Origin of the sequence: Pseudoalteromonas sp. 2CM32C, from assembly GCF_023161925.1 — a bacterium.
Lineage (GTDB): Bacteria > Pseudomonadota > Gammaproteobacteria > Enterobacterales > Alteromonadaceae > Pseudoalteromonas > Pseudoalteromonas marina.
The window spans coordinates 714,406-731,808 of the sequence record NZ_JALNTI010000001.1; the positions used below are offsets into that span (position 1 = coordinate 714,406).

At 41.3% G+C, this 17,403-nt stretch carries 12 protein-coding genes; 2 read left to right on the top strand and 10 right to left on the bottom strand.

The window, feature by feature from the left end:
• Nucleotides 1-47 precede the first annotated feature (47 nt).
• The 6 genes from MTF67_RS03340 to prlC form a co-directional block, all read right to left on the bottom strand.
• On the bottom strand, nucleotides 48-1,265 hold the full coding sequence (locus tag MTF67_RS03340) for an IscS subfamily cysteine desulfurase (RefSeq protein WP_006791974.1): 1,218 nt from the start codon (nucleotides 1,263-1,265) through the stop codon (nucleotides 48-50).
• Nucleotides 1,266-1,289: 24 nt separating this feature from the next.
• Nucleotides 1,290-1,781, bottom strand: a complete 492-nt coding sequence (gene iscR, locus MTF67_RS03345; protein WP_006791973.1) for a Fe-S cluster assembly transcriptional regulator IscR — start codon at nucleotides 1,779-1,781, stop codon at nucleotides 1,290-1,292.
• A 232-nt stretch (nucleotides 1,782-2,013) separates the two neighbouring features.
• Nucleotides 2,014-2,739 (bottom strand): tRNA (cytosine(32)/uridine(32)-2'-O)-methyltransferase TrmJ, encoded by a 726-nt coding sequence (trmJ, locus tag MTF67_RS03350; RefSeq protein WP_058404652.1) that lies wholly within the window; start codon nucleotides 2,737-2,739, stop codon nucleotides 2,014-2,016.
• 103 nt (nucleotides 2,740-2,842) lie between these two features.
• Nucleotides 2,843-3,598 carry a class I SAM-dependent methyltransferase gene (locus MTF67_RS03355; RefSeq protein ID WP_006793133.1) on the bottom strand — a complete coding sequence of 252 codons (756 nt, stop codon included), beginning with the start codon at nucleotides 3,596-3,598 and terminating at the stop codon, nucleotides 2,843-2,845.
• 57 nt (nucleotides 3,599-3,655) lie between these two features.
• On the bottom strand, nucleotides 3,656-4,834 hold the full coding sequence (locus MTF67_RS03360) for a response regulator (RefSeq protein ID WP_248518698.1): 1,179 nt from the start codon (nucleotides 4,832-4,834) through the stop codon (nucleotides 3,656-3,658).
• Nucleotides 4,835-4,971: 137 nt separating this feature from the next.
• Nucleotides 4,972-7,011 (bottom strand): oligopeptidase A, encoded by a 2,040-nt coding sequence (prlC, locus tag MTF67_RS03365; protein WP_248518699.1) that lies wholly within the window; start codon nucleotides 7,009-7,011, stop codon nucleotides 4,972-4,974.
• 332 nt (nucleotides 7,012-7,343) lie between these two features.
• Here prlC and gorA point away from each other — a divergent pair, with 332 nt between their 5' ends.
• Nucleotides 7,344-8,705, top strand: a complete 1,362-nt coding sequence (gene gorA / locus MTF67_RS03370) for a glutathione-disulfide reductase (protein WP_006793130.1) — start codon at nucleotides 7,344-7,346, stop codon at nucleotides 8,703-8,705.
• 186 nt (nucleotides 8,706-8,891) lie between these two features.
• Nucleotides 8,892-9,746: a mechanosensitive ion channel family protein gene (locus MTF67_RS03375; protein WP_006793129.1), complete on the top strand. Its 855-nt coding sequence runs from the start codon at nucleotides 8,892-8,894 to the stop codon at nucleotides 9,744-9,746.
• 52 nt (nucleotides 9,747-9,798) lie between these two features.
• Here the strand turns inward: MTF67_RS03375 and tldD are convergent, their stop codons facing one another.
• The 4 genes from tldD to rng are packed head-to-tail and all read right to left on the bottom strand — an operon-like array spanning nucleotide 9,799 to nucleotide 17,402.
• Nucleotides 9,799-11,238, bottom strand: a complete 1,440-nt coding sequence (gene tldD / locus MTF67_RS03380; RefSeq protein WP_248518700.1) for a metalloprotease TldD — start codon at nucleotides 11,236-11,238, stop codon at nucleotides 9,799-9,801.
• Nucleotides 11,235-12,074 carry a carbon-nitrogen hydrolase family protein gene (locus MTF67_RS03385; protein ID WP_006793127.1) on the bottom strand — a complete coding sequence of 280 codons (840 nt, stop codon included), beginning with the start codon at nucleotides 12,072-12,074 and terminating at the stop codon, nucleotides 11,235-11,237. Before MTF67_RS03385 ends, tldD begins: the two co-directional genes overlap by 4 nt.
• The gene (locus tag MTF67_RS03390; protein WP_248518701.1) at nucleotides 12,067-15,930 is read right to left on the bottom strand and encodes a YhdP family protein; all 3,864 of its coding nucleotides are present in this window, start codon (nucleotides 15,928-15,930) and stop codon (nucleotides 12,067-12,069) included. The genes MTF67_RS03385 and MTF67_RS03390 overlap by 8 nt, the downstream gene beginning before the upstream one ends.
• Nucleotides 15,930-17,402: a ribonuclease G gene (gene rng, locus MTF67_RS03395; RefSeq protein WP_006793125.1), complete on the bottom strand. Its 1,473-nt coding sequence runs from the start codon at nucleotides 17,400-17,402 to the stop codon at nucleotides 15,930-15,932. Before rng ends, MTF67_RS03390 begins: the two co-directional genes overlap by 1 nt.
• Between the last annotated feature and the right edge of the window lies 1 nt (nucleotide 17,403).

Here is a 17,403-nt window from a genome sequence, read left to right on the forward strand (position 1 = left end):
ATTCTATCCTCATTACCTGCTAGGGTATGTGCTTACACCACTAATTATTAGTGGTGAGCCCATTCAACTGAATCTAAATCAATACCTTCTTGATGCATCTCCCAAAGTGGAGACATTTCACGTAGGCGACCGATAGAGTTTTTCATTAATTCAACGGTGTAATCAATCTCTTCTTCGGTAGTAAAACGACCAATACTGAAACGAATTGAGCTGTGTGCTAGTTCGTCGTTACGGCCAAGTGCACGTAAAACATAAGAAGGCTCTAAGCTTGCAGATGTACAGGCTGAACCTGACGATACCGCAATGTCTTTTACTGCCATAAGTAACGATTCACCTTCAACAAAGTTAAAGCTGATGTTTACAATACCCGGTACTGATTGGTCTTGTGTGCCGTTAAAATATACTTCGTCCATATCAGCCATAATGCCGTCGATTAGGCGTTTACGTAATGCGCTGATGTGTGCAAAATCTTTTTCAAAATCTTCTTTTGCGATTCTAAATGCAGTACCCATGCCCACTAACTGATGAGTTGCAAGTGTACCCGAACGCATACCACGCTCATGACCGCCACCGTGCATTTGCGCTTCTAAACGAGCACGTGGTTTACGACGAACGTAAAGCGCACCTACACCTTTAGGGCCGTATGCTTTGTGCGCAGAGAACGACATAAAATCAACTTTAAGTTGTTGTACGTCAATAAGTACTTTACCTGCACTTTGCGCAGCATCTACGTGGAACATGATTTTACGTTCACGACACATTTCGCCAATCGTCGCGATGTCTTGAATTACACCTAGCTCGTTATTCACGTGCATGATGCTGACAAGTACTGTGTCGTCACGCATTGTGTCTGCTAGCTTTTGCAGATCAAGCAAGCCATTTTCTTCAACGTCCATATAGGTTACTTCAAAACCTTGACGTTCTAATTCACGACATGTGTCGATGACTGCTTTGTGCTCAGTTTTAGCGGTAATAACGTGCTTACCTTTCTTTTTGTAAAACTGTGCTGCACCTTTAATAGCTAGGTTATTTGATTCAGTTGCACCCGAAGTGAACACAATTTCACGTGGGTCTGCATTTACTAAATCAGCAATATCTGTACGTGCTTGGTCAACGGCTTCTTCAGCTTGCCAACCAAAACGGTGTGAACGTGATGCAGGGTTACCAAATTTACCGTCCATTGTAAGGCATTGCATCATTTCTTTAGCAACACGCTCATCAACAGGCGTGGTTGCTGCGTAATCTAAATAAATCGGTAACTTCATTTCTCTCTCCGCTGCAGGTCAACCTTAAAGTTGACAGCTTACTTGAATGTTTTCCAACTGCTTAATTGCGTTATTGATACTGTTATCTTGGCGCGATGCAATTTCTTTCACATCTGATTTTTCCACCAATTCAGCAAGGGTAATACTGTTCAAAAATTCTTCTATACGTGCGCTTAAATCTGACCACAAATTATGGGTCAAACAGCGCATACCGCTTTGGCAGCCAGTGTTGGCGCCTTGGCAACGTGTTGCATCAACCGATTCATCAACTGCGGTAATAATGTCACCAACAGAAATAACACCGGCTTCTCGCCCTAGTAAATAGCCGCCACCAGGCCCTCGAACCGAACTTACCAAGCCATTTTTACGCAGCCGAGCAAATAATTGTTCAAGGTATGACAAAGAAATTTCTTGTCTCTGTGAAATATCAGCAAGGGCGACAGGACCAACACCTGTGTGCAGCGCAACATCAAGCATCGCTGTAACGGCATATCGGCCTTTTGATGTTAATTTCATAACGCCCCCTGCACAAAGAGTGCAAATTTTAATTACCAGAGTAAATTAGTCAAGTATTATCACTTGATAAAAATTTGATTTAAAAACATATCGCTCAAAGTGAATGTAGTTAACAAATTTTTAATACCTGACCTGTTTGGTCAAGTATTGTCTCCATTGTAATTACCTGAGTAATTTAGTCAAGTATTAGCCAGTCATTTAAACACCCGTTTATATAACTAATTGCTATACCTTACTTAGGAATCGATTTATTTATAGAGGTAAGAATACCGCGCAAAATATTCATTTCAGCCTCTTCTGGGCGTGCACGGTTAAATAAACGACGAAGCTTTGTCATCACAATGCCTGGGTGCTGTTTGATAATAAAACCTGTGTTATAAAGTGTTTCTTCTAGGTGATCGTAAAATAACTCTGTTTGTTTTGAGTTAGGGTAAACGGTGTCGTCTTGTGCTTCTTGCTTAGGTTGCTTATTTAAAAATGCCATACGTGTTTCGTAAGACAAAGTTTGCACAGCCATAGCAAGATTTAGCGAGCTATATTCTGGGTTAGCTGGAATGCATACATGATAATTACACAGCTGTAGCTCTTCGTTAGTTAAACCACTGTTTTCACGGCCAAACACTAATGCCACAGGACCATTTTCAGCTTCTGCCACCAGCTTTTCACCACACTCGCGAGGCTCAACCATAGGCCATGAAAGCGTGCGCGAACGTGCGCTTGTACCAATGGTTAATGCACAATCAGCAATAGCATCTTCAAGCTTTTCAACAATCACTGCATTACCTAATACATCGCTGGCACCTGCAGATAACGCACTTGCATGGCTATCAATTTCACAAGCAGGATCAACTAAATAGAGTTTTGATAAACCCATTGTTTTCATTGCGCGAGCCGCCGAACCTATATTACCTGAGTGTGATGTGTTAACTAAAACAACGCGAATATCGTCTAAGATCATTGCTGTGCTTCTTACTAATGCCAAAAAATTGCGCGAATTCTAACATAAAAGCTTAAAAAGATCCTAGATCCTTAAACCCGATCAACATACCTGATAAGGGTGTTTAAACCATGGCCGCTTTTACATACACATCAAAACGGTTCTTTTTAGTTTTAATTTGCATACTGGGGGTTTTGTCATTTAAAAACGGGGCGTAATCAGGGCGCTTAACCACCACTCGCTTGCTAGCAAGTGGGTAGGCAAATTCAAGTAAATCATCAGCGTCGGTATCTGCACCTACTAACTCTTGAAATACGCGCATTTCTTTTTTTACTAAGGCTGACTTTTCACGGTGTGGGAACATAGGATCTAGATAAACCACATCGGGCATGCTTTCACATTGGGCAAGTAACGTATGGCTGGAGCCAAACACTAAGCTCATATTGTCTTTCATCCAAGGGCCAATTTCACTGTCGCTGTAAGCTCTGTTTAAACCATCGGCCAGCAGTGCAGCAACCACCGGATGACGCTCATGTAAAATAACCTTGCACCCTAATGATGCTAATACAAAGCCATCGCGGCCCAAACCTGCGGTTGCATCAAGTACTACAGGCGTTGCCCCTTTATTAAGACCAACCGCTTTTGCAATAGCTTGCCCCTTACCGCCACCAAATTTTCGCCTGTGAGCGGCTGCTCCGGTAACAAAATCAACATTAATGGCACCTAACTTAGGTTCATCAGTTTTAAATAAACTCAGCCCTGTATCGTCATAGTGCAGGCTAAAACCTTGGCTATTTTGTTGCCAATTTACTAAACCAAAACGCGTTTCTAATTCATTTAAATACGGGCGACACTCTTTAAAGGCACACTGAATAACCACAATACACTCCGACGATAAAATACCGTCAGAGTATATCAACCAGCGAGCTTAAGCGCACTAAAATAGCTCTATGTCAGGGTCTTGGTTAATTGCAGGCTCAATGTCTTCAACTTTATGGCGTAAACTCTGTAAAAACTCACTGCGGCTTTGTGTTACTTGCTCAAACTGATATTTTATAAACGCTAAATCGCTATTGGCAGACACCAGTAACTGCATAGTATGTTCGAGCTGCGATATACATGAATCAAAATCAGCGGGGTTTAAATTATTCTTTTGAAGCTCAATAGCTGTATTTAATGCCTCTAGTTGTGCACAAAACTGCTCTGCTACAGTACTTTGCGTGATATTTTGAGCATTAAACTGGCTTATTATATCTTCCAGTGCCGTGCTAATTTGTTCAGCTTGCTGGTAATTTTTTTCGTTTCTTTCCATAGTAACGACCTTTTCATTAGTAACCTCTAAAATATGAGGAAACAAATCTTTATAACGCCCATATTTTTCGCTCTCATCGACGGGCATATTTTTAACCAGCAACGATAGTTTTGGGTAATTAATAATAGTGCTCTCGCCTATATCAACAAACCGCTGTGCATCTTTATGTTGCGCCAATAACTCCTGCACTAGTGGGCATACACCACCTTGTAAGCTGTAAAATTCACTTTTATGTTGATACCAAAATACAACCACTACATCCAAATTAAGAGGAGTAAAAAACCCTAAGAAGAACTCACTCAACGTTTGTAAGCTGTTGGCATGATAACTTTGTCCAACGTAGCGCATAATTCGACCCATATCTCCCGACTCGGTCATCGCCATTGCAGCCGTTTTATTGGCTTTGTTTATGTCGCTTTCGAGTTTGACGCACTGCTGACGATACGCATAAAGTATTTTAATACGCGCCATTAGCTCCTGTGCATTAAACGGTTTCATTATGTAGTCAGACGCACCAACGCTGTAACCTTTCACTCGGTCGATAAGCGCTTCTTTTGATGACAAAAACATAACCGGAATATCTTTTGTATCGGCATTTTGTTTTATTTCTTGGCAGACTTGATAACCCGACTTACCCGGCATTTCTATGTCGAGAAGGATAATATCGGGTTTATGTTCGTTTATTAACCTTAGCCCCTCCTCGCCCTCTTTAGCATGAAGAAGTTTACAAAACCCAGCTAGAGACTCTTCAATAATAAGGTGGGTTAATTTATCGTCATCAATGGTAAGTACTAACTTTTCCATACACAAATCCGTTTAGTTGAGTATGCTTAGAGCATAGTACGGCGTGCTGAAATTACTAACGTTTATAACCTATTATCTAAAAACAATAAAAAAGCGCCTAAAAGGCGCTTTTGTTAAATTTAATAAACGACATATTTTTAAGCTGCTATACCACTGTGGCGGAGTAACGCATCAACGCGTGGCTCGCGGCCTCGGAAGTTTTTAAATAATTCCATAGGCTCTTCACTGCCGCCTTTTTCTAGAATATGCTGCATGAAGGCTTGCCCTGTTTGTGGGTTAAAAATTCCTTCCTCCTCAAACTTAGCGTAAGCATCGGCTGATAATACTTCAGCCCATTTGTACGAGTAATAACCGGCGCTATAACCACCCGCAAAAATATGGCTAAATCCATGCTGAAAACGATTGAACTCTGGAGCGTGAACAACCGATGTACGACTGCGCACATCGTTTAATACAGCTTGGATTTGACACGGCTCGCCCGCGACATAATCGTTATGAATTTTAAAATCAAATAACGAAAACTCAATTTGACGCAGCATTTGCATGCCTGAGTTATAGTTTTTAGCGGCCAATAACTTATCAAGCAATTCTTTTGGTAATGGCTCGCCGGTTTCAAAATGGCCCGAAATAAAGCTCAGCGCTTCTTCCTCGTAACACCAGTTCTCTAAAAACTGACTTGGTAGCTCTACGGCATCCCATGCTACGCCATTAATACCTGCTACGGGAGCAGCATCAACTTGAGTCAGCATATGGTGAATACCGTGGCCAAACTCATGGAATAAAGTCGTTACTTCATTATGGGTAAACAAAGCTGGTTTATCACCTACTGCTTTATTAAAGTTACATACTAAATAAGCTACAGGGGTTTGTAACTCGCCATTAGCGCGTACCTTACGACCCATACAATCGTCCATCCACGCGCCACCGCGTTTGCGATCGCGTGCGTAAAGATCTAAGTAAAAACGTCCTCGTAGCGTGTTATTGCTATCAACAATTTCAAAAAAGCGCACATCTTTGTGGTATGTGTCAAAATCGGTTACTTCGTTTACGCTAATGCCAAATAAGCGGTTAACTGTTTCAAATAAGCCACTCAATACTTTATTAGCAGGAAAATAAGGACGTAGTACTTCATCAGAAATTGCGTATTTTTCTTGTTTTAGTTTTTCGCCATAGTAGCCAAAGTCCCACGCTTCTAACTCTGTAATTCCGTGTTTTTGTGCTGCATACGCTCTGAGTTCTGTCACTTCTTGCTCTGCTTGCGGCTTAGATTTAGCGGCTAAATCTTCTAAGAACGAAAACACTTGCTCTGGTGTTTCAGCCATTTTTGTTGCTAATGATTTTTCAGCGTAGCTTTTAAACCCTAATAACTGCGCAAGCTCATGGCGAAGTGCAAGTGCTTCTTTCATAATGTCTGAGTTATCAAACTCACCCGCATTTGGGCCTTGATCAGATGCGCGTGTGCTAAATGCGGTGTAGGTTTCTTTACGAAGTTCACGATTATCAGCGTAAGTCATAATTGGCAAGTAAGATGGAAAATCAAGCGTAAATACCCAACCGTCTAACTCTTTACTTTTGGCTGTGTCAGCAGCAAGCGCTAGTGCAGACTCGGGGAGTCCGGCTAAATCGGCTTCATCAGTAATGTGCTTGTGCCACGCTAAAGTCGCATCCATTACATTGTTACCAAACTTAGATGAAAGCTCAGATAAACGCGCACTAATTTCGCCGTAACGCTTTTGATCTTCGCTCGCTAATGCAATACCCGACAATTTAAAGTCACGCAAGGCGTTAGTAATTGATTTTTGTTGTGCTGTGGTGAGCGTTTTAAATTCGTCACTGTTGTGCAAAGCATTATACGCTTCGTATAAACCTTGATGCTGACCGACAAACGTAGAGTATTCAGAAATAAGCGGTAAACACTGCTCGTATGCTTCACGCAGTTCGTCGTTATTCATAACAGAATTTAAATGAGAAACAGGTGAAAATAGTCGCGATAGTTTATCGTCGGCCTCTTCAAGTGGTAACACTAAGTCATCCCACGTGTATGACTTTTTCGCGAGTACGTCATCGATGGCTTTTCGACAATTTGCTATTCCGTCTTTAAGTGCCGGTACTACAAATTCAGGCTTAATTTTAGAAAATGGTGGTAAGCCTTCAAGGCCAATTAGTGGGTTGCTCATAAATACTCTCTTTGCGTTAATGCATTTCATTTTTAGATTGGGTCTAAAAGTTAAAAAACAACATACTTTTTATTAATCTAGCTATTCAAAAGCCATTAATAACTACTTTTAGGCTCGGTAATAATGAAATGCCTACAGGGAATGCAATCTAAAGCGAGCCCGGTTACGTACTGCAGATATTCTGTTTGGTACTGACTTAACGTATCGTTTTATATCGATAAGGCTGTAAATGTGAATGTTTTTTTACTCAACATAGGTCATCTAAACACTCTTTATTTTTAAAACTTAATGTTATGCTTATGCGCATAAAACTCAACGCCTAAGGACTTAAAATGACACAACACTTTGATTACATTGCAATTGGCGGTGGCAGCGGTGGTATTGCTTCTGCAAACAGAGCTGCAATGCGCGGTGCTAAAGTGGCACTTATTGAAGCAAAACACATGGGTGGTACCTGTGTAAACGTAGGCTGTGTGCCTAAAAAGGTTATGTGGCACGGCGCACAAGTAGCCGAAGCAATTAACTTATATGCACCCGATTACGGTTTTAACGTTGAGGTAAAAGACTTTAATTGGAGCAAGCTAGTAGAAAGTCGTGAAGCCTACATTGGCCGAATTCATAAAGGGTACGACAACGGTTTAGCAAGTAATGGCGTTACCGTTATTAAAGGCTTTGCTACCTTTATTGACAGCAAAACAGTAGAAGTAAATGGTGAACACTACACCGCCGATCATATTTTAGTGGCTGTAGGCGGGCGCCCTACTATTCCAAACATTCCGGGCGCTGAGCATGGTATTGATTCAAATGGCTTTTTTGAACTTAATGAACAGCCTAAACGCGTAGCTGTAATCGGTGCAGGTTACATTGCCGTAGAAATTGCAGGTGTATTACATAGTTTAGGCACAGAAACACATTTATTCGTGCGTAAAAGTAAGCCTCTACGTACATTTGACCCCTACATAATTGACACGCTCGTCGATATTATGGCTAAAGAAGGTCCGACTCTTCATACTGAATGCTCCCCTAAAGAAGTAATCAAAGAAAGTGACGGCAGTTTAACTATTCATTTTGAAAACGGTTACAGCCAAAATGTTGATCAGGTTATTTGGGCCATTGGCCGCACACCTACAACAGACAAGATAAACCTTGCAGCAGCCGGTGTAGAAGTAAATGAAAGCGGTTATGTGAAAGTAGATGAGTACCAAAATACGACTGCTAAAAACGTTTATGCAGTGGGTGATATTATTGAAGGCGGTATTGAGCTTACTCCTGTTGCAGTTAAAGCAGGCCGTACGTTATCAGAACGCTTATTTAATAAAGCACTCCCTGATGATTTAAAAATGGATTACAGCCTAGTACCAACAGTCGTATTTAGTCATCCGCCTATCGGTACCATTGGTTTAACCGAGCAAGAAGCGATTTCTCAGTACGGCGCAGAAAACGTAAAAGTGTATAAATCAAGCTTTGCAGCTATGTACACAGCGGTAACTCAGCACCGACAAGCATGTAACATGATGCTAGTTTGCGCAGGAGAAGACGAAAAAGTAGTTGGCTTACATGGCCTTGGCTTTGCAGTTGATGAAATGATTCAGGGCTTTGCCGTAGCGATGAAAATGGGCGCAACTAAAGCTGACTTTGATGCAGTTGTTGCACTTCATCCAACAGGCTCTGAAGAGTTTGTTACTATGCGCTAAGCTATTTAACCTAAACTCTGGATAATAAATCGCTTAACCAGAGTTCAGGTTATTTACTAATTTAATAACGTTAAGCCCCTTACACATATGTGCTAAGGGGCTTTTTTATTAAGGTTAAATTTGCTTATTAGCTAAATAACTCAATATACTAGCGTGTGTTTATCAACATACCTACAACTGGATATTATGATTACTGATATATTGCTACACCCGTTTCTTGTTTCAATTGTTATGCTTAGTTTTGCACTTGGATTAAAAGTACTTGTTGATAAATTAGCGAGAAACCGCGCAGAAAAAAAAGACAAAGATATTCGCTACATTGCACATAACATTAAGCATTTTATTAATTTTGTGTTGGTGCTGTCGCTGTTGTTTGTGTGGTCGACTGAAATTCAAAATTTTGCGTTATCTATTGCGGCCTTTGCGGTTGCCATTGTTTTAGCTACGCGCGAGTTTATTCAATGTGTTATTGGCTTTTTTTACTTAGTCACCACACGTCCATTTAGAGTCGGCGACTGGGTGCAAGTCGGTGAATATTGCGGTGAAGTAGCAGAAACAGACTGGATAAAAACAACCATGCATGAAATCGACATGCATACTTATCAGTTTTCAAGAAAAACGATTTACATACCTAATAATAAACTCATCACCAGCCCAATTAAAAATCTAAATTATGTAAAACGCTTTGCAACACATAGCTTTTCTATTGTTCGAAAAGAGAGCTTTAACCCTTACCCAATTTACGACACGCTCTCGGTAAAAGCTAAAATGTATTGTGAGGAGTTTGAAGAACTCGCCACTCGTTACAACTCGATTATTGAGCGAAAACTAGATGCAAAAATATCGGGCCCAGCACCAGAAATACATTTTGGAACAACCGAATTGGGTGAGTTTAGAGCCCGCTTTACGCTATTTTGCCCAACCGAGCAGGCACTGGACATAGAGCATAAGCTCACTGAGTGTTTTATGGCGCTGTGGTATGAAGAAGAAATGAAGCATAAAATTGCATTAAGCGAAGTACATAACCAAGTAACTAGCTGATAGAGCGACTAGGCGCGAACGGTTTCGCGCCTAAATTTTAGCAGTTAGACCTCTAAGCTGTTCCACCTACCGTTAGCTGATCAATTTTAAGGCTCGGTTGCCCTACGCCAACCGGCACGCTTTGCCCATCTTTACCACACACGCCAACGCCTTTATCAAGTGCTAAGTCGTTACCTACCATTGAAATATGCTCCATGACTTCAGGGCCATTACCAATGAGGGTTGCACCTTTGATTGGCTGTGTAATTTTACCGTTTTCGATTAAGTAGGCCTCTGATGCACTAAATACAAATTTACCCGAGGTAATATCAACCTGCCCGCCACCAAAGTTAGGTGCAAACACGCCTTTTTTAACGCTACTGATAATATCGGCTTGGCTATGCTCGCCACCTAACATATAGGTATTTGTCATGCGTGGCATAGGTAAATGCGCATACGACTCACGACGTGCATTACCGGTTGGGTTTACCCCCATTAAACGTGCGTTTAGCTTATCTTGCATGTACCCTTTTAAAATACCATTTTCGATAAGCACATTATATGCAGCAGGAGTGCCTTCATCATCTACGTTTAGAGAGCCGCGACGATCGGCCATGGTGCCATCGTCAACGACGGTACATAGCTCAGAAGCCACTTTTTGGCCTACTTTGCCACTAAACGCTGATGCGCCTTTACGGTTAAAGTCGCCTTCAAGGCCATGGCCTACCGCTTCATGTAAAAGTACACCTGGCCAACCATTTCCTAATACCACTTCCATAGTGCCAGCTGGCGCGTCAATAGCTTCTAGGTTGACTTTAGCTTGGCGTACAGCTTCTTGTGCAAACTCCATCCAACGTGGTTTACCGTTTACCAGCTCTTTAAAATAGCCGTAATCTAAACGTGCTCCACCGCCTGCGCCACCGCGCTCACGACGGCCATTTTTTTCAAGCAATACTGAGCAGTTTAAACGAATAAGCGGGCGAATATCGGTAGCAAATGTACCGTCACTGGCCGCAATTAATACTTCTTCGTATACTGCTGACATAGAGCTAATTACTTGCTCAGCGTCGGGAGCGAGCTCTCGAATGTAGTTTTCAAGCTCGCGTAATAAACTCACTTTATCGCTATCGCTCATACTTGAAATTGGTTGATGTGGTGCAAATTGCATTTTTGCTGATACATCACTAAATACTTTAATCGTTTTATCTTCACCTGCATCGGCAATACTGCGAGCTGCTGTAGCGGCTTTGTTGAGCGCTTCTAAGTTGATAGCATCCGAATATGAAAAACCCGTTTTCTCACCGCTTACGGCACGTACGCCAACGCCGCGCTCAACATTGTATGAGCCTTCTTTTACCAAGCCATCTTCCAGTACCCACGACTCGTGATGACTCGATTGAAAGTATAAATCGGCGTAATCTACTTTGTGCTGATGTATGTAAGCGAGCGTTTTTTCGAGCTCTTCTCTATTTAGTTGGCTGTCGTGTAATAAATGCTGTTCAACCGAATTCATAATAAATGCTCTCTAAATCGTTGATGAGACTGCACAGGCATATCTCGTCTAATTTTTTGTAACGGCTCTAAATCAGCGTTAGCGCTAATAAAACCTGTACCACAGGGTAAATTACTTAAAGTACTACCCCAGGGTGAAATAATAATACTGTGGCCATACGTTTGGCGGCCATTTTCATGTGTGCCGTATTGGGCTGCAGCAACCACATAACATTGGGTTTCTATCGCTCGCGCCGCTAATAATGGTTGCCAGTGTGCTTGACCAGTCACCATTGTAAATGCACTTGGCACTAAAATAACTTCAGCACCTTTACGTGCAAGCGCAGTAAATAAGGCACTAAAGCGCAGATCATAACACACTGTTAGACCTAGTTTACCAAAGGGAGATTCAACCACAACCACATCACTTCCTGCTTGGGTAAAATCAGATTCGCGGTAACTCCCTGTTTTATCATCAACGTTTACATCAAATAGATGTATTTTATTATACGTTGCGACGCACTCACCTTGATTATTATATAAATGTGAGGCGGCATAATATTTAGTATTATTGTATGGCTCTGGTATTGTGCCTGCGTTTAACCAAATATTATGGTGTTTACATAATTGGCTTATTTGACGTTTGTATTGCTCAATGTGCTTAGCTGTTAAGAGCGTATCGTGACCGCTTTTGCTAAACACTAAAAAGGCCTCAGGGAGACATACAAGCAATGGCCGTGTTGCGGGAAGTGTGTTTAATGCTTTTTTAAGTTCTGCAATATTGTCGTCAGCATTTAAACCAGAACACATTTGTAAAGCAAATATATTGTGGTTATTAGGGGTCGCTAAATTAATCATTGGTTGCGGTTACTTCAGCATCTTTAAGTTTTAAATCGACTGAAGCTTGGGGCTGGTTTTGCGCCGCTTGTGGTAATGTAACTTCACGGCTTTTTCTATCTAGCTCCTGAACAACAGGCTCACTCATGGTGCCAGTCACTTTAAAGTTAATTTCAGAAATTACGCGCGCAGAGTGTATTACTTTATCTAGTGCCAATGCTGCTAGCCCTGTTACAGGGTTTACCATCCACGCCACAATAACGGGAATACTTGAGGTGACCTGCGGTGCAACAGCAAGATCGTAGTTAATATCAAGCGTATTTAAATTTGCGTAGCCTTTAATGGTTAAATCAGCCGGAACGCCATCCATCTTAGTGTCTTTTGTATAAGCGATACCGTTCTCTAATTGCATAGAACCTTGCATGCTGTTGTAGAAAAACCCTTTTGAAAATACGTCTCTAAAATCAAGTTTTAGTTTTCGAACCAACGAATCTAAGCTCAACAACGAAAAAACCCGTGCGCCACCATCACTAATTTCTGTTAGGTGCCCTTCTGCTAAATCCCAATCAATTTCACCACTGAGGCTCGGGACATCAAATGAGTAAGGTGCGGCTTGCCAAGCAAGATTGTAATTTATAGTGGCCTTAGAGCCCTTAATAGCCGTGGTAATATCAAACTCATCAAACAACGCGCCTATATCATCACTTTTAACTTCACCGCTTAACTGTGTGGTGCCATCTTTCCATTGCCCTTTCGTGCGCAAAATATGATCGCCTTTATCAACAACCAACTCAGAAATAACCAAACGTTTACCGTCACCAAGTAACGACGCGCTTACTTTGTCTAACTGATAGTTGGTAATTTTACAATCTGCACATTCAAACTCTATAGCCGGTAAGTTCGTCAGCCACGTTAAATCGGTGTTAGGGTCTACTTTTGCAGCCTCAGTGATGGGCGCTTCAATTTGCTCTGCAAAATTCACCCGTAAATAATCAGCGTTAAATCGAATAGGCTGGCTGCGCTGCGAGGTAGGAATAAATACACCTGCGCGCAGTTCTTTGGCGTTTAATTTTAAATACACATTGCTTTGCTCAGGAGCTAGGCGCATTTCAAAGTCATTAAACACCATACTGCTAATATCGAGCATGCCAATATTTGCGACTATCTCATTAAGTGGTGGCATAATGCCTTGTGATTCAGGGTCATCCTCGTTTTGGGCCGCACTAATTATTTGATCAATAAGATCAACCCAAGGTACAAGTTCGGTTTGCTCTAGGTTTATTGAAACGCTTAAATCTTGTGAATTTAGCCCTAAATCTTGCTTACCGATAACAAAATGCGCATTACTAAATTGCGATTTTCCATTTTCTAATATTGCATTAAAATAAAACTGCTTATTTACCTGTGCAGTTATAAGGTTTGAAATGTCATCGCCTTGAACAACCGCATCAAGAACCCACGGTTGTGTCTCGGCTTTTTTGTATGGTGCTGGCAATTTACTTGTTAACCCAACAAGGTCAGATTTAACCTGTGCACGATAATTAAACCCTTGCTCGGTAAAATTAAGCACAAGTCCAATATCAACTGCACTTTGCCCTTCTAGTGACCCTTTTAAAATACCTTGCCCGCTATCGATTAAAGTATTGGCATCAAGTTGTGCATTAATATTTATGTTTGCTTTGTAGTCACTCGCTTCACTTTGGCTGTTGTAATTAAGTGCCAGCGGCATCCCAAGCCATGTAGCAGTGGCATTTTTAAGTTCGATATTATCGTTTTTAAAGTTAAGCACGCCGGTTAAGTTATTTAACGCAATACCGGGTGTGGCAATAAATACAGGTAAATCATCTAGCTTAACAGTGCCGCTAACACTTGCACCACCTTCAAACTTTGAACCTACCAGTAACTCAATGCTGGCATCTGCTTCACCTTGGCCTTGTATTACCTCAAAAATATCAGCTAGCGGGCTCGCAATGGGCGTGGTTTTAAAAAAGGTGTACAGGTTTTCCATCGGTGCTTTTTTATCTATTTGCACCACAAGCTCATCGGCATTCATTAAATCGTTAATGCTAACTTTAACGCTGTTACCCACATCTAAATTAACCAAAGAGCCTTGTTGGCTGTAAATATCCATGCGTTCATTAGCAAAATGTAGTTTTACCTTTGCATCTGTTACTGCTGGCCACTGCGGGTCAAACTGGTACGTGGCATTGTCAATTTGAGCAAGTACATCAAATTGCCCTGAGCCATCTTTAAATGGAAATCCTGATAACGGCCCTGCGAATAGAACCTGCGCTTTTGATATTTCACCGCCTTTTATAGCCCCGTTTAAGTAGCTAACTAATTCTGGGCTCATCGCTTTTAACGGAAAATAATGACCGGCGATACTGGCATCCTCTGCAAATGCCTCTGCGTATAAATCAAGACGCGGTGTATCACCAAAGCTCAGCTGCATTTCTGCGGCTAGCGTTACCTCATTGTTATCAAACCAAATATTATCACTGCTAATACGCCAGTTATTATTTTGCTTTGCGAGGTCTAATTCTATATTGAGCTGGTTATAATTAATGTTGTCACTAAAACTATCGCCAGTTAATAAAGTGCCGTTTTCGCCAAATAAGCTGATACGGCCTTTATCTTGATTTAATAAACCGCTTACGCGTAAACCTTGCGCAGCAGGCACTGAATTAAGCTCTTGCCAGCCTATGTTATTGGCGTTAAACCATACTTGCCACTGCTGGTTACTCTCGTAATTAACGTACGCCTGCTGTATTTGACCACTTGGTTTGCGTTTTAAAAACGCGTCGAGAGAGTCAAAATTTGTCAGCGCTGCCAAGTTAGCCAGTAGCGCTATATCTATTTGATTTAACCAAATTTGATTATTTTCACCAAGTTGAGCCTCAAACTCTAAGCTTGGCCATGTCGTATTATTGTTATTAAACGCTAAACCAGTGCTTTTTAAAAACCAATTACCTTGCTCGGGATAAAGATGAAAGCCACCTTCACTTAAACTAACTTGCTGGCTTTGCGCTTCTTTAAACCAAGTAACAGAACTAGGCAGCCACTGCATTTTTATATCGTCAATTAGGCCTTTTTCAATTTTTAACCACGCCTGTAAATTGATATCGCTAGTTAATTGTTGTTTTTCAGTATTTATATATTGCGCCAACCAATTAGACACATCCACCTTATTGGCTTGGACATACATATTGCCAGCAACTTCTTCCAAGCTTTCACCTTTGAGAGCAATGCGTGCGTCAAAGGTGCCCACTGTGATGCCTGGTAAAGCTAATGTTCCGCTACCTAAATGTTGAGACTCTTCATTTTGCCAAATGATATTTTCAAGTAGGAGTTTTCGCTCTTTGTTATCGTCTAAAACAAAATTAATACTGGAGTTTTCTATTGCAAAATGACCGGTATTACCTAAAAACAGCCCTTCTATAAGCTCTTTTTGCTCAAACGAAACATCATCTTGGTTACCGCTTTCAAACAGGTCTGCCACGTTTACCGTGGTATGAAAGCCATTTATAACAAAGTAGTTAGACTTTAACTGCAGGGTTTTAATGCTTTCCCATAAATTAAGCTCTAAGCTGGTTTTTGCAATAGTAAGGGAAATTGGCGCAGTTTCGTTGTCTTTAAACGATAGATCTTCAAGCACAAGGGCTGGGCCATTTCCCTGCCAGCTTGCTGAAATAGCGCCAATAGACAAACTAATAGCAAACTTTTCGTCTAGGTAGGTTTCTATATCACCTTTGTAATCATTTGCGTAAGGGAGTGTGTACTTTAATATTGAAACAATAACGGCCAGTAATACTAAAATTATGGCGCAGGTTTGCCATAACTTTCTAAAACAAAAAAAACAGACCGCTTTTGCATTCATTACATCATTACCACATCAAACTGTTCTTGGCTGTATAAGCTTTCTGTTTGTATGTGTACTTGCTTACCTATAAATAGTTCAAGCTCCGCAAGATTGTGGTATTCATCATTAAGTAAGGCTTCACTTACTGCTGGGGCTGCATAAACCATAAATTTATCGGCTGCGTAGGCGCGGTTTACGCGAACAATTTCACGTAATATTTCGTAGCATACCGTTTCGACTGTTTTTTGTGAGCCGCGCCCTGAACATGCCGGGCATACATCACATAAAATATGCTCTAAGCTTTCGCGAGTGCGTTTTCGGGTCATTTCAACTAGCCCAAGTGCCGACAAACCATTGATATTTGTTTTAGTGCGATCTTTAGCTAGCGCCGACTCTAACGAATGTAACACACGGCTTTTATGCTCTTCGCTGACCATATCGATAAAGTCGATAATAATTATTCCACCTAAATTACGAAGCCTTAACTGACGCGCAATGGCCGACGTTGCCTCGACATTAGTGTTAAAAATAGTCTCTTCTAAATTACGATGGCCGACAAATGCACCGGTGTTTACGTCAACCGTAGTCATCGCTTCTGTTTGATCAATAATGATGTACCCGCCTGACTTTAACGTGACTTTGCGATGCAACGCTTTTTGCACTTCGTTTTCTACATCGAATAGGTCAAATATAGGTCGCTCACCCGGGTAGTACTCTAGTACCTGTGAAAGTTGCGGCACAAATTCTTCGGTAAAAATTTTTAGCTCTTGGTAGGTAAGCTTTGAGTCAACACGAATACGTTCCATGTCTTCACCTACGTAATCACGCAGTGTTCTAAAGGCAAGCGTTAGGTCTTCATGTAATATGGTTGCTTTACTGGTTTTTTTACGACGTGCGGTTATTTTTTCCCATAATTTTCTTAAAAAACCAGCATCGTGCCTTAACTCTGCTTCGCTTGCACCTTCAGCCGCGGTACGTACTATAAAACTGCCATTTTCATCGCCATATTCAGCAACAATTTTTTTAAGTCGAGATCGCTCTTCTTCAGTTTCTATCCGTTGGCTTACACCAACATGCGTTGCGTCTGGCATAAATACTAAGTAGCGAGATGGAATAGTGATGTCGGTAGTGAGTCTCGCGCCTTTCGTGCCTAATGGATCTTTAACCACTTGCACCATAATGTATTGACCTTGGCGCACTAACTCTCGTATATCTTGCACTTTCTTTATTGGTACGTCGTCAACACCTTCAACAATGGAGGCACTGTTTACTATGTCAGATGCATGTAAAAATGCGGCTTTTTCTAAGCCAATATCAACAAAAGCGGCCTGCATTCCAGGTAAAACGCGGCTTATTTTTCCTAGATAGATATTGCCAACAATGCCTAGGTTACCAATTCGTTCTAACTGAATCTCTTGAAGCACACCGTTTTCGATTAGGGCAACACGACTTTCACTCGGTGTTACGTTGATCAGTAATTCTGTACTCATG

Excerpts from the sequence above, each read along its gene's own strand:
- iscR (WP_006791973.1), bottom strand. The coding sequence starts at position 1,781 with ATGAAATTAACATCAAAAGGCCGATATGCCGTTACAGCGATGCTTGAT.
- MTF67_RS03385 (WP_006793127.1), bottom strand. The coding sequence starts at position 12,074 with ATGATTAATTTAGCGACCCCTAATAACCACAATATATTTGCTTTACAA.
- MTF67_RS03390 (WP_248518701.1), bottom strand. The coding sequence starts at position 15,930 with ATGAATGCAAAAGCGGTCTGTTTTTTTTGTTTTAGAAAGTTATGGCAA.
- rng (WP_006793125.1), bottom strand. The coding sequence starts at position 17,402 with ATGAGTACAGAATTACTGATCAACGTAACACCGAGTGAAAGTCGTGTT.
- MTF67_RS03340 (WP_006791974.1), bottom strand. The coding sequence starts at position 1,265 with ATGAAGTTACCGATTTATTTAGATTACGCAGCAACCACGCCTGTTGAT.
- gorA (WP_006793130.1), top strand. The coding sequence starts at position 7,344 with ATGACACAACACTTTGATTACATTGCAATTGGCGGTGGCAGCGGTGGT.
- tldD (WP_248518700.1), bottom strand. The coding sequence starts at position 11,238 with ATGAATTCGGTTGAACAGCATTTATTACACGACAGCCAACTAAATAGA.
- MTF67_RS03375 (WP_006793129.1), top strand. The coding sequence starts at position 8,892 with ATGATTACTGATATATTGCTACACCCGTTTCTTGTTTCAATTGTTATG.
- MTF67_RS03360 (WP_248518698.1), bottom strand. The coding sequence starts at position 4,834 with ATGGAAAAGTTAGTACTTACCATTGATGACGATAAATTAACCCACCTT.
- trmJ (WP_058404652.1), bottom strand. The coding sequence starts at position 2,739 with ATGATCTTAGACGATATTCGCGTTGTTTTAGTTAACACATCACACTCA.
- prlC (WP_248518699.1), bottom strand. The coding sequence starts at position 7,011 with ATGAGCAACCCACTAATTGGCCTTGAAGGCTTACCACCATTTTCTAAA.